Below are 12,429 nucleotides of genomic sequence, written 5' to 3' on the forward strand. Positions count from 1 at the left end.
GCCGCGGCCTCACGGCAGCGCCAGTTCGTCGGTGCGGCGCGTGCCGTCGTCGAACAGCAGCGCCAGCTGCGCCGGTCCGGGCGCGACGTCAGGGTCGGACTGCAGCGCGATCGGACGGCTGGCCCCCGGCAGCACGTAGGCGCCGCCGTCGAAGCGCGCGAGTTGCCGGCCGGCCCGCAGCACGCGCAGTTCGCGCACCTGCGCGTAGGCGCTGCCGCGGTTCACGCACTGCGCGAGCAGCTGCGCGCCATCGCGCTGCAGCGTGCAGGCGAGGTCGCGGCGCGCCGCCGGCGGCGTGACGAACACCGGCAGGCTCATCGCCAGCGCGACCGGCACGCTGACGCCGGGCGCTCCCGGCAGCGCCTCCGGCACCTCGCGCATGACCAGGCGGTAGGTGAGCTGCCGGGCGGCGTCGCGCGGCACCACCATCGCCAGCCGCACCACCTGGCGCCCGCCGGGATCGAGCTTGACGATCGGTGGCGCCAGCACGAGGTCGTCGGTGGGCGTCAGCACGTCGGCGCCGGCGGCATCCTGGCGCCACAGGAACAGCTCCGCCTGCAGCACCAGCGGCGAGTCGCCGTCGTTGCCGAGGGCGACCGCGACGGCACGGTCGCGCGGCGCCATGTGCAGCCGCACCGGCGAGATCGTGAAGACGCCGGCGGCGGCCGATGTGGCCCCCAGCGTCAATGACAGCGCGAATGACAACGTCAACGACCACGCCAACGAGAGCGAGGCCCGTGCGCGCGGCGGGCGCATCAGAAGATCATCCACATCTCGACCGCGCGGCCGGCGGCGACCTGCACCGGCCGCGCGTCGTCCGCGGCGGGCTCGCCGTCGGGCGAGATCAGCCAGGACACGGTCTCGCCCGCGCCGTCGGCCGGGCTGGCCGGGCCGCCTGCCGGATCGGCCGCGCCGCGCGTCGCGCCGGCCGACCCGCCCGCCGCGGCCGACACGATGACCGGCCGCACGTTGATGAACAGGTTGGCCCCGCAGGTGAGCGTGACGCGCGCGCCGCCGGCCGAGCGCTCGATGCTGCTGCGGCAACCGGCCGGCAGCGTCAGCGCAATGTGGACCGCGACGCCGGTCTCGGCGCTGCCGGCACGCGCCGGCAGCCCGGTGCTGCCGGCCAGCGCAGCGCACACGCCGCCGAGCACGTGCCACTGCGGCACCCGGCCGTGCCGGCGGCGCAGCGATCCGACCCGCGGATGGGCATGCATGGGCCGGCCGTGCTCAGTACGTGACCGTCAGCGTGCGGGTGCGGTTGGTGCTTGCGGTGTTGTCGCAGGCGGTCGCCGACGGGCACGAGCCGGCCTGGTTGGCCGCCATCGTCGCGCTCAGCGAGAGGCCCTGGCTGGCGCCGGTGCCGGTGCCGGCGACCGGCGTGGTCAGCGTGTAGGCGAGCTGCGTGGCGTTGTCCGTGTAGGTGCGCGCCGTGGCCGTTCCGGAGCTGCCGCTGTCGGCGTCCAGCGTGAAGCTGTACGGCAGGTTGGTGGTGCACAGCAGCGTGAAGCCGCCGCCGCTGCCGGTGGCCGGCGTGGCCTGCGCGCCGGTGTAGTTGAACGCGATGCCGCCGACGGTGCCGAGCGCGCAGGCCGGTGTCAGGTTGACCGTGACGGTGAAGTTCTGCGGGGGGGAATCGGTCGCGAAGGCGCTGCCGTGGGCAGCCAGGCCGAGCCCGAGCAGGGCGGTGAGCAGGACGTTCTTCATGAAGGCATCTCCGGTGTGAAAGTTGCGTTTACGGTGATTATTGTGATTAAGTTGAATGCGCCGCGCAAGTCCTCGGATTCCCGATGAGTTGCCTGCGAGATTTCCGTCCTCAATCGTGAGGACGACCCCCTTGAATGAGGGGTGCTTTTGCGCCTGCTTGGCAAATAAACCACATAAATCGCAATCGATTTTCGCTTTTCTTTCTGCCAGACTTGCCGAATGAACACGCCACGCACCCTTCCTTTCGCGCCCTTCGTGCCACGCATCTGCGTGATCGACGACAACCCGGTCGTCGGTGTGCGCATGCAGAAACTGCTGAACACGCGGGGCTTCCGCAACGTCACGGTGTTCCGCAGTGCCTGGCCGGCGCTGCAGGCCTGCCACTACCGCCTGCCGGACCTGGTGCTGGTCGACTACGGCATGCCGCAGATCGACGGCATCCGCTTCATCGAGGCGCTGCGCCACTACCCGCCGGCGCGCACGCTGCCGATCGTGATGTTCACCGGCCAGTCGCTGGAGGCCCTGCGGCCGCGCGCGATGGAGGCCGGGGCGAGCGACGTGCTGTCCAAGGACCTGACCGGCGAGGAACTGCTGCGCCGCGTGAAGAGCCTGCTGAGCGCCGCGCAGGCGCCGTTCGAGATGGCGGCGCCGTCGCTGGCCGCGCCGGTGCTCGACCGCGTGCTGCTGGCCGATGCCGGCCGCGAGGGGCCGGCATCGCACGGCGGCTGGGGCCTGCTCGCGCAGTACGAGCAGAAGGCGGAGATCACCGACGAGGACGAGTCGATGCTGCGCCACCTGTCGCGCATCGCGTCGCTGCGCGACCGCAACACCGGGCAGCACACCGAGCGCATGGCCTATTACGCGGCCGTCATCGGCCGCCGCTACGGGCTCAGCCTGACCCAGGCGCAGATGCTGGTGGCCGCCGCGCCGCTGCACGACATCGGCAAGGTCGGCGTGCCCGACGCGGTGCTGCACAAGAGCGGCAGCCTGGACGACGACGAACGCACGCTGATGCGCAGGCATCCTGCACTCGGCTTCGAGCTGCTGCGCGACTCGTCGTCCGCGGTGATCCGGCTCGGCGCCGAGATCTCGCTGTCGCACCACGAGCGCTTCGACGGCAGCGGCTACCCGCAGGGCCTGCGCGGCCACGAGATCCCGCTGTCGGGCCGGCTGGTCGCGGTGGCCGACGTGCTGGACGCGCTGAGCACCGAGCGGCCCTACAAGGCGGCCTGGCCGCTGCACCTCGCGATCCGTGAGATCAGTGCGCAGGCCGGCACGCACTTCGACCCGGCCGTCGTCAGCGCATTGACCGACGCTTCCGACCAACTTCTCACGATCAAGCAGTACTTCGAGATGGCCGAGCCCTTTGCAAAGACGACGCCGATGACTCTAATCTGACCCATCATGGATACCCTGGTGCAACCGCGCCGCACACCCGCGGCGCGGTTCGTCGACTGGTTTCGCCGGCGCGGCTTCGCGACGCAGGTGCTGGTGATCCACGCCGCCACGCTCGCGGTCGTGCTCATCGTGCTGGGCGTCGCGTCGTTCGGTTATGTCGAAGCGGCGATGCACCAGGTGGCCGGCGGGATCAGCCTGAGCCGCCTGCGCGGGCTGGCGCTCGACCTCGGCGGCCTGCCGCGCACCGAGTTCGAGGCGGCGGCGCAGCGGCAAAGCCTGCAGAACCACCTCGAGGCGCCGACCTACGTCAACGCCGTCGTGCTGTCGGCGCAGGGCGAGGCCCGCGTCGTGCGCGGCGACGGCGATCCGCCGGCCCTGCCGCTCGACGTGTCGCCCGGCGCGATGCTGCAGCCCGGCTGGCAGATGATCGACGGCACGCGCATGCGCAGCTGGGTGCCGCTGCCGCGCGGCGACGGCGTGCTGGTCGCCACCGTCAGCCTGCGCCCGGCCGACACCACGGTGCGCTACGTAGTGGGCGTGCTGGTGGTGCTGTTCGTCGCGATCTCGTTGTCCGGCGGCATGGTGTTCGGGTTGCTGATGCGCCGCCATGCGCGCGGGCTGGAGCGCCTGGTCGGCTGGGCGCGCGAGCGCGCGACCCACCTCGAGGCGCCGGTGCAGGCGCCGCCCCCGCGGGCGGTCGGTTCGCGCGAGCTGCGGGCGCTCGCGCATGCGCTGTCCGAGGTGGTCGCGCAGCGCACCCACCAGCTGCGTGCGAAGGAGCAGGCGCTGCGCACGCTCGGCCGCGTGATCGACGCGATGCCCGAGGCGGTGCTGGTGTACGACGTGACCGGCACCGTGCGCATCTGCAACGAGGCGATGCAGCGCCAGTTCGGCTGGCGCGGCGAGCAGCTCGTCGGTGGCCGGCTCGACCGCATCATCCCGGCGGGCGAGCGCTACGAGTTCATGCGCACGATGCTCGACTTCGCGGCGCACGGCGCCGGCCAGCGCACGCGGCTGATGCTCGACCGCAGCATCCTGTGCGCCGACGGCAGCGCCGCCACCGTGCGGCTGTACGGCGAGCTGATGAAGCTGCCGCACGGCCCGAAGATGTGCCTGTTCCTGCGCGACATGACGCAGGAGCTGCGCGACGCGCGCGCGCTGGAGGCGGCGCTCGCCGAGGCGCAGCAGTCGGCGCAGGTGAAATCGCGCTTCCTGGCCAACATGAGCCACGAGATCCGCACGCCGCTCAACGGCATCGCCGGCATGCTGGACCTGCTGACGCGCTCGTCGCCGACGCCCGACCAGCGCGAGTACATCGACGTGATGCGGTCGAGCGCGCGGCTGCTGCGCAACCTGCTCAACGACATCCTCGACCTGTCGAAGATCGAGGCCGGGCGGCTCGAACTGGAGAGCCTGCCGTTCGACCTGGAGGAGCAGCTGCACGATGCCTGCGTACCGTTCAAGGCGCTGGCCGAATCGCGCGGGCTGCGCTTCGAGGCGCGCTTCCACGTCGGCCACCCGGTGCTGCTGGGCGATCCGTTCCGCATCACGCAGATCCTGAACAACCTGCTCGACAACGCGATCAAGTTCACCACCTCCGGCGGCGTGCGGGTCGAGGTGGCCGAGGCGAGGGACGCGCGCGTGCCCGACGGCAGCCGCATCCGCATCGCCATCACCGACACCGGCGTGGGCATCCCGAAGGCGCTGCAGAAGCGGCTCTTCGCCGCCTTCACGCAGGCCGACGAGTCGGTCACGCGGCGCTACGGCGGCACCGGGCTCGGCCTCGCGCTGTGCCGCCAGCTCGCGCGGATGATGGGCGGCGACATCCAGGTCGAAAGCACCGAGGGCCGCGGCTCGTGCTTCGAGGTGATCGTCTTCTTGCCGCGCGCCGCATCGAGCGTCGGCTTCGTGCACACGCAGCCCGACATCGGCATCGACACGCTGGCGCACGGGCTGGTCGACCGGCACGTGCTGGTCGTCGACGACAACCGCATCAACCAGATGCTGCTGCGCAAGTGGCTGCAGCAGGAGGGCGCGCACGTCGAGATCGCGAACAACGGCGAGCAGGCGGTCGAGAAGGCGGCCGGCGCGCACTTCGACGCGATATTGATGGATGTCTCGATGCCGGTGATGAACGGCTACGACGCGGCACGCGCGATTCGCGCGATGGGCGGCGTGTCGGGCGCGGGCCACACCAGCGGCGCGAGCGTGCCCATCATCGGCGTGACCGCGCTCGCGATGGGCGGCGAGCGCGAGCAATGCCAGGCGGCCGGCATGAACGACTACATCACGAAGCCGGTCGACCGCAACGGCCTGATCCGCAAGCTCGTGCCGCTGATCGCCGCCAACGAGCCGCTGCCGGAGCTGCCGGAATTCCTGCCCCGCATCAGCCTGACACCCACCCTGGAAGCCGCTCACCCATGAACTTTCCGAAGGTCACCTTCGACACCCGGCGCGCGCTGGCAGATTTCGATGGCGATGCCGACAGCATCGCCAAAGTGCTGCTCGCGTTCCTGGAAGACCTGGACACCGGCCGCACGGCGCTGGAAGACGCCCCGGCACGCGGCCGCGCCGCCTATGCCGCGGTGCTGCACGAGCTGGCGAACTCGCTGGAATCGATCTGGTGCTTCGACGCCGGCCGCCGGGTGCGCGAGATAGAGCGCAGCTGCCACGGCGGCGAGGTGCTGGACACGGTCCTGGTGCAGCACGAGGTGACGCAGTTGCTGGAGGCGGCGGCCGACGGGGCGCGCGAGTGGCTGCGGCAGCGCTTCTCCTGAGCGCTGCCCGGGCGCTCCGGGCGGAGGCCGTAACATCGGCGCTTCTCCCGACAGCAAGTTGACCGACACCGTGGAACACGAGGAATTACTGACCGTGGGCGAGGTGACCGGCCTGCTGGGGGTTTCCCGCACCTCGGTCCAGAAGATGGTCGACAGCGGCGTGCTGCTCGCGATGCGCACGCCGGGCGGGCACCGGCGCATCGTCCGCAGTTCGGTGCAGGCGCTGCTGAGCGGCCAGCTGCAACTGGTGCCGGGGGCGGCGTCGGCCGCCACGCCGGCCCCGTCGTCGAGCATGACGGTGCTGATCGTCGAGGACAGCCCGACCACCACGCTGAGCTACCAGAAGGTGTTGCGCCGCAGCAGGCTGCCGATCTCGTGCGAATTCGCGACCGACGGCATCGAGGCCTTGCTGAAGCTCGAGCGCTTTCGTCCTGATGTGTTGATCACCGACCTGCAGATGGAGCCGGTCGACGGGTTCCGGCTGGTGGCCGCGGTGCAGAACGATGTGGAGCTTGCCTTGATGGCGCAGGTGGTCGTCACCGGGCTGGACGACGACGAGATCGCGCGCCGCGGCGGCCTGCCGCCCAACGTGCTGCTGTACCGCAAGCCGGTGCCCTGGGACCGGGTGCTCGGTTTCCTGGAGGCCCATGCGCAACGCCGCCAGCTGCTGCTGGCGGCGTCGCATCATCGCAGCAGCCTCAAGGCTGGTTGATGATCTCGGTGCTCGGCTGGCCGTTGTCGGCGATCACCTCCAGCACCTTCACGTCGTTGACGGCGATGCTTTGCGGCACCGTCATCAGCAGCAGGTCGGCGTTGGTCTGCACCTCGATCGGCGCGGTGAAGATCACCGACTTCGTGCCCGCGGTCGTCACGCGCATCACGTAGTTGCCGGCGGTGAAGTCGGTCGAGTTCGCGCTCGAGGCCGGGACCGCGTTCTTGTAGGCCGCGGCCGCGAAGTTCGGCGCCACGGTGGCGATGTCGACATTGGCGGCGGTCAGGTACACGTCGACGTTCTGCGCGTTGAACGAGCCGTTGACGACGCGCACGCGGCCGTTGGTGGCGGTGAGCTGCTTGTCGTACGGATCGTTGATCAGCAGCAGGTTGGTGGTCGTGGCTTCGCCCGGCACCGCGATCAGCGTGAACTTGTTGCCGCGCGTCGGGTTGAAGTTGATCGTGCCGACGGTGGCGCCGCCGACGGTCGTCTTCACGGTGTAGTCGGCCGGTGCGGTGTCGACGACGTAGTACTTCGACGCGTACAGGTAGCCGACATCGCTGATGCCGCCCGAGACCTCGGTGTTGCGATAGAGCGCGACGTTCGGGCCGGCCGGGATCGCGTGGATGAAGCGCACCTTCGGGTCGGCGATGTCCAGCCGGTCGTCGATGCTGTCATCGCCGCCGCCGCAAGCGGCGACCAGCAGGATCGGAGCGAACGCCGCGAGGAATTTGAGAGCTTTGTGCATGATGGACAGCCTTTCAATGGAGTCGGTGGAATCGATCGGGAAACCGTGAGGCGACTCTAGGGTCGGTGCACCGTGCACCGTGTCGGTGGATGCGGTGACCCGCTGTGGGGCGTGCCTGAGATCGATGTCGGACAAGGCGCCGCCTTCACGGGCGGGCACTGTCGGATGCCGCACCGCGACAATGCGCGCCACCGGCGCTGCCGTTCGAGCCACCCCTGTCCGCCATCCGGCACCAAGGAGACCGCATGATCGTTGTCCACCACCTGAACAACTCGCGCTCGCAGCGCGTGCTCTGGCTGCTCGAAGAGCTGGGCGTGCCGTACGAGATCAAGAAGTACCAGCGCAACCCGAAGACGATGCTGGCGCCGCCGGAGCTGCTGCAGGTGCACCCGCTGGGCAAGTCGCCGGTGATCACCGACGAGGGCAACACGCTGGCCGAATCGGGCGCGATCATCGAGTACCTGCTGGCGCGCTTCGGGCCCGGCAACCAGGGGCGGCTGAAGCCGGAACCGGGCACGCCGGAAGCGCTGCGCTTCACCTACTGGCTGCACTTCGCCGAAGGCTCGGCGATGCCGCCGCTGCTGCTGAAGCTGATCTTCGACCGCATCCCGAAATCGCCGATGCCGTTCTTCGTGAAGCCGATCGCGAAGGGCATCTCGGCCAAGGTGCTGGCGTTGATGGTCGAGCCGAACCTGAAGCGGCAGCTCGACTTCATGGAGGCGGAGCTCGGCAGGAGCGAGTGGTTTGCCGGCAGCGAGTTCAGCGCGGCCGACATCCAGATGAGCTTTCCGGTCGAGGCCTCGGCGCAGCGCGCGGGGCTGGATGCGAGCCGGCCGAAGCTGATGGCCTGGCTGAAGCGCATCCATGCGCGGCCGGCCTACCAGCGCGCGCTGGAGCGGGGTGGGCCGTACGACTTCGCGAACGATTGACCTGCATGGCTTCTGAAGCTGCAGCACTCAAGCGCGGAGCGCGTCGTCAACCCAGCGACAGCACCAGCCGCGCCTCCAGCCCACCAGCGCTGCGGTTGTGCAAGCTCAGCTGCGCGCCCATCGCGATCGCCAGCTGGTGCGCGATCGCGAGGCCCAGCCCGGTGCCGCCGGTGCTGCGGTTGCGCGAGCCCTCGAGGCGGTAGAACGGCTTCAGCACCGCCTCCAGCTGGTCTTCCGGAATGCCCGGCCCGTTGTCGAGCACCGACAGTGTCAGCCGCGTGCCGTCGGTCTGCACCCGCAGAGCCACCTCGCTGCCGAACGACAGCGCGTTGTCGATCAGGTTCATCAGGATGCGGCGCAGCGCATTCGGCCGCGACACGATCGGCACGCTGACGCGGCCTTCCAGCTGCACCGCTTCGCCGGCGTCCTCGTAGTCGGCGATCAGGCTCTCGAACAGCGCATCGGCATCGATGCGGCACGGCGGCTCGGTCGCGCCGTGCAGCGTGCGCGCGTAGGTCACGCCCTCGCGCACCAGCAGGTTCATCGCGTCCAGGTCCTGGCGGATCTTGTCGCGGTCGGGGCCGTCGTCCATCAGGTCGGTGCGCAGCCGCATGCGGGTGATCGGCGTCTGCAAATCGTGCGAGATCGCCGCCAATATCTCGACCCGCTCGGCCGCATAGCCGGCGATGCGCTGCTGCATCGCGTTGAAGGCACGGGCCGCGTGCGCGACCTCGCTCGGGCCGTGCTCGGGCAGCGCCTGGCCCTTCAGGTCGGGGCCGAGCTGGTCGGCCGCGGCGGCCAGCGCCGCCAGCGGCCGCGTCAGCAGCCGCACCGCGATCCAGGCGCACAGCGCCAGCACCGCGAGCTGCGCCGCCAGCACCCAGCTGACCCAGCCCGACACCGGCATGTCGACGCGGCGCGCATGCACGATCACCATGCTCGCGTCCGACAGCTTCACCTGGATCTGCAGCCCGCCGACCGGCTGCGGCACCTCGGCCACGCGCACCGTCTCGAACGGCTTCATCGCATCGACGATGGCGGTCGCGAACTGCCGCAGCATCGCATCCGCCGGGGCCGGCCCGCCGGCGCTGCCGCCGAGCGAGAAGCGGTAGTTGCGGCGCTCCAGCCGCGCGAGCCAGCCGTCGCGTTCGTCGGCGGGCAGGCGGTCGATGATCGCGATCGAGCTCGCGATGTCGCGCTCGATGCCGAGCATCATCAGCTCGCGCAGCGCCATGCCGCGCTCGTAGCGGATCAGCACGAAGGTCAGGCCCTGCGCGATCGCGAGACCGAGCACGATGATCAGCGTGACGCGCGCGAACAGCGAGCGCGGCATCGGCAGGGTGACGTGGATCATGTCTGGCGGTCCGTTGCGGTGGGGTCGGGCAATCGATGTCAGGCGATCACGAAGTCGACCTCGATGTTGCCGCGCGTCGCGGCCGAGTACGGGCAGGTCTGGTGCGCCGCGTCGACCAGGCGGCGCTTCACGTCGGCGTCGAGGCCGGGCAGGCTGATCGACAGTGTGACAGCCAGTGCGTAGCTCGCGTCGCCGGCGGTCTTGCCGAGCGACACGCGGGCGTCGATCGCGGTGTCAGCCGGGAACTTGATGCTCAGCTGGCGCGCGGCGATCTGCATCGCGCCCATGAAGCAGGCCGAGTAGCCGACGCCGAACAGCTGCTCGGGATTGGTGCCGGGCTTGCCCGACCCGGGCGGACTCAGCTGCACGTCGAGCGCGCCATCGCTGGAACGGCCCGCGCCGTCGCGGCCTCCGGTGGTACGGGTGGCAGCGGTATAGAGAACATTGGCGATCTTCTGCAGCATGGCGATTCCTTCAGGAGAGTTGGGTTGAAGCGAGCCTGTATTTCAACGGCCCGCTGTATCCCCGGTGTGTCGGCCACCCCCCGGATTTGCATTCGCATGTAGGCGCGGTGCGACCCGGACACACTGCAATACAAAGGGGCTGCGCCCGGGCGGCCGCCGCACTACAGTCACGGCCATGCAAGCCAAGCCCAGCGACCATGTGCTGATCGTCGACGACGACCGCGAGATCCGCGAGCTGCTGACCACCTACCTGGTCAAGAACGGCCTGCGCGTGGTGGCCGTGCCGACCGGCCGGCACATGCGCGCGGCGCTGGAGGAATCCGGCCCGTTCGACCTGATCGTGCTCGACCTGATGCTGCCCGGCGAAGACGGGCTGACGCTGTGCCGCGACCTGCGCAGCGGCAAGTACAAGGCAACGCCGATCGTGATGCTGACCGCGCGCAACGAAGAGGCCGACCGCATCCTCGGGCTGGAGATGGGCGCCGATGATTACCTCGCCAAGCCGTTCGCCGCGCGCGAGCTGCTGGCGCGCATGCGCTCGGTGCTGCGCCGCACCCGCATGCTGCCGCCGAACATGCGGGTGGCCGAAGCCTCGCACCGGCTGGCGTTCGGCGAGTGGGAGGTCGACACCGTCGCGCGCCACCTGCTCGACGAGCAGGGCGTGATGGTGGCGCTGAGCGGTGCCGAGTACCGGCTGCTGCGGGTGTTCCTGGATCACCCGCAGCGGGTGCTGAGCCGCGACCAGCTGCTGAGCCTCACGCAGGGCCGCGAGGCCGAGCTGTTCGAGCGCTCGATCGACCTGCTGGTCAGCCGGCTGCGGCAGCGGCTGCGCGACGATGCGCGCGAGCCGCGCTACATCAAGACGGTGCGCAGCGAAGGCTACGTCTTCGCGTCGGGCGTCGAGTCGCGCGACTGAGCTTGATCACGGTGCCGACGTCTCGGCCAGCAGCGCCTTGATCTTGTTCTCGGTCTCGCCATAGCGGCCTTCGCCGAAGTGCGTGTAGACGATGCGGCCCTGCTTGTCGATCAGGTAGAGCGCCGGCCAGTACTGGTTGCCGTACGCCCGCCAGGTGGCGTAGTCGTTGTCCTGCGCGACGGCGTGCGTGATCTGCAGCTTGCGGATCGCGTCCTGCACGTTGGGCGTCGACTTCTCGAAGGCGTACTCCGGCGTGTGCACGCCGATCACGACCAGCCCCTGGTCCTTGAACCTGTCGTGCCATTCCTTCACGTGCGGCAGCTGGTTCAGGCAGTTGCTGCAGGTGTAGGTCCAGAAGTCGACCAGCACCACCTTGCCGCGCAGCGCCTCCATCTTCAGCGGCGGCGAGTTCTGCCAGGTGGCGATGCCTTGGAAATCGGGCGCCGCCACCGGGTGGGCGACGGCGGGTGTGCCGATGGCCGGTGGTGCGGCCAGCGTGACGAGAACCACCGTCGCGGCGATGGCCACGGCGGCGAGGAGGGCGTTGGATCGGAGGTTCATGGCGGTGGTGCGGAGTGGCAGGTGCGCGGATTCTTGGTCGCGCACCGCCACCGCCGAGGTTTCTTCGTAGGCCTGTGTGTCGGCCCGGCACGCCGACACATTACGTTTCACGGGAATGACCGCGCGGCGCTCAGGGTTCGGTCACGCTGGCGAGATTGCGCACGCCCCTGACCGTGCCGTCGACATTGATGAACTTGTACTGGATCGGCCCGTAGCCGGGCGCGACCCACATCACGGTCGTCCCGAAGGACGGCAGGGTGTCGTCGATGACCTTGAAGCGGCAGGCGTTCGGAAAGCTGCGGCCGGCCATCGTCAGTGTCTCGTGGCCTTCGAAGGTCCACGTCTCCTGCTCGGCTTCGGCCAGGAAGCCGCCGTTCGTGAAGTAGTTGTTGTCGGTGTAGTGGATCGTCACCGTCTGGGTGGGGGCCAGCGTGTTCGGCAGCAGGAAGCCGGTGTAGACCGACTTCGTGGCCTGCACGCCCTCGGGCGTGTAGTCGTAGTCGCCCCAGAAGCGCACGCCGTCCGCCTCGATCGAAAAATAGTGCTTGGCGGCGTGCGAGGTGCCTTCGACGTCGAAGTACTCGATCTGCACCGGGTGGACGGCGCCGTCGAACTTTTCCTGCGTGTAGAGGACCGACTTCGCGATATAGGTCTTGTCCGGATCGGAGATCGTGTAGCGCAGGCCGGGCTTGACCGTGAAGCAGTCGTTGACGTCGGGCAGCGTCTCGACCGGAGGGTCGACCGCGGGCGGGCAGTCGTCACCACCGCCACCGCAGGCGGCGAGCGTGGCGCAGAGGCCGGCGATCAACAGGCAGGAAGGGGTGCTTGATAGTTTCATGATGATATGAAGATGGGTTGTGGAG

The 12,429-nt window shown here is 69.6% G+C and carries 14 protein-coding genes; 6 read left to right on the top strand and 8 right to left on the bottom strand.

All coding sequences use genetic code 11. The features are described 5' to 3' along the window. Positions 1 to 9: 9 nt before the first annotated feature. The 3 genes from BUE42_RS01050 to BUE42_RS01060 are packed head-to-tail and all read right to left on the bottom strand — an operon-like array spanning position 10 to position 1,707. A complete protein-coding gene (locus BUE42_RS01050) occupies positions 10 to 711 on the bottom strand; it encodes a fimbrial biogenesis chaperone (RefSeq protein ID WP_235002007.1) in 702 nt (233 codons plus the stop codon). Between the two features lie 44 nt (positions 712 to 755). Further along, positions 756 to 1,217, bottom strand: coding sequence for a hypothetical protein (locus tag BUE42_RS01055; RefSeq protein WP_073462240.1), 462 nt, complete (start codon positions 1,215 to 1,217; stop codon positions 756 to 758). A 13-nt stretch (positions 1,218 to 1,230) separates the two neighbouring features. After that, entirely contained in the window at positions 1,231 to 1,707 is a 477-nt protein-coding gene (locus BUE42_RS01060) for a Csu type fimbrial protein (RefSeq protein ID WP_073462241.1), read from the bottom strand. Between the two features lie 219 nt (positions 1,708 to 1,926). Here BUE42_RS01060 and BUE42_RS01065 point away from each other — a divergent pair, with 219 nt between their 5' ends. Genes BUE42_RS01065 through BUE42_RS01080 form a run of 4 tightly spaced genes read left to right on the top strand, consistent with a single transcriptional unit; the run spans position 1,927 to position 6,594 of the window. Continuing rightward, positions 1,927 to 3,105, top strand: a complete 1,179-nt coding sequence (locus BUE42_RS01065; RefSeq protein ID WP_073462242.1) for an HD domain-containing phosphohydrolase — start codon at positions 1,927 to 1,929, stop codon at positions 3,103 to 3,105. A 6-nt stretch (positions 3,106 to 3,111) separates the two neighbouring features. Then, complete coding sequence (locus tag BUE42_RS01070) at positions 3,112 to 5,529, top strand: hybrid sensor histidine kinase/response regulator (RefSeq protein WP_073462243.1); 2,418 nt, start codon at positions 3,112 to 3,114, stop codon at positions 5,527 to 5,529. Further along, complete coding sequence (locus BUE42_RS01075) at positions 5,526 to 5,882, top strand: hypothetical protein (RefSeq protein WP_073462244.1); 357 nt, start codon at positions 5,526 to 5,528, stop codon at positions 5,880 to 5,882. The genes BUE42_RS01070 and BUE42_RS01075 overlap by 4 nt, the downstream gene beginning before the upstream one ends. Positions 5,883 to 5,940: 58 nt before the next feature. Further along, positions 5,941 to 6,594: a response regulator gene (locus BUE42_RS01080; protein WP_073462245.1), complete on the top strand. Its 654-nt coding sequence runs from the start codon at positions 5,941 to 5,943 to the stop codon at positions 6,592 to 6,594. On the opposite strand, the gene BUE42_RS01085 is transcribed toward BUE42_RS01080, so the two are convergent. Further along, positions 6,581 to 7,342, bottom strand: coding sequence for a DUF4397 domain-containing protein (locus tag BUE42_RS01085; RefSeq protein WP_073462246.1), 762 nt, complete (start codon positions 7,340 to 7,342; stop codon positions 6,581 to 6,583). The two genes, BUE42_RS01080 and BUE42_RS01085, sit on opposite strands and share 14 nt — an antisense overlap. A 245-nt stretch (positions 7,343 to 7,587) precedes the next feature. Between BUE42_RS01085 and BUE42_RS01090 the strand changes: the two genes are divergently transcribed. Further along, positions 7,588 to 8,271, top strand: a complete 684-nt coding sequence (locus tag BUE42_RS01090; RefSeq protein ID WP_073462247.1) for a glutathione S-transferase — start codon at positions 7,588 to 7,590, stop codon at positions 8,269 to 8,271. Between the two features lie 46 nt (positions 8,272 to 8,317). Here the strand turns inward: BUE42_RS01090 and BUE42_RS01095 are convergent, their stop codons facing one another. Both BUE42_RS01095 and BUE42_RS01100 read right to left on the bottom strand, forming a co-directional pair. Next, positions 8,318 to 9,625: an ATP-binding protein gene (locus BUE42_RS01095; RefSeq protein ID WP_073462248.1), complete on the bottom strand. Its 1,308-nt coding sequence runs from the start codon at positions 9,623 to 9,625 to the stop codon at positions 8,318 to 8,320. 38 nt (positions 9,626 to 9,663) lie between these two features. Continuing rightward, the gene (locus tag BUE42_RS01100; RefSeq protein WP_073462249.1) at positions 9,664 to 10,089 is read right to left on the bottom strand and encodes an organic hydroperoxide resistance protein; all 426 of its coding nucleotides are present in this window, start codon (positions 10,087 to 10,089) and stop codon (positions 9,664 to 9,666) included. A 175-nt stretch (positions 10,090 to 10,264) separates the two neighbouring features. On the opposite strand from BUE42_RS01100, the gene BUE42_RS01105 reads away from it, so the two are divergent. Then, entirely contained in the window at positions 10,265 to 11,005 is a 741-nt protein-coding gene (locus BUE42_RS01105) for a response regulator (protein WP_073462250.1), read from the top strand. Positions 11,006 to 11,011: 6 nt separating this feature from the next. Here the strand turns inward: BUE42_RS01105 and BUE42_RS01110 are convergent, their stop codons facing one another. After that, positions 11,012 to 11,566 (bottom strand): thioredoxin family protein, encoded by a 555-nt coding sequence (locus BUE42_RS01110; protein WP_073462395.1) that lies wholly within the window; start codon positions 11,564 to 11,566, stop codon positions 11,012 to 11,014. 130 nt (positions 11,567 to 11,696) lie between these two features. Next, positions 11,697 to 12,404 carry a hypothetical protein gene (locus tag BUE42_RS01115; protein WP_143171237.1) on the bottom strand — a complete coding sequence of 236 codons (708 nt, stop codon included), beginning with the start codon at positions 12,402 to 12,404 and terminating at the stop codon, positions 11,697 to 11,699. Positions 12,405 to 12,429 lie beyond the last annotated feature (25 nt).

Source organism: Rhizobacter sp. OV335 (assembly GCF_900142965.1).
GTDB lineage: Bacteria > Pseudomonadota > Gammaproteobacteria > Burkholderiales > Burkholderiaceae_C > Rhizobacter.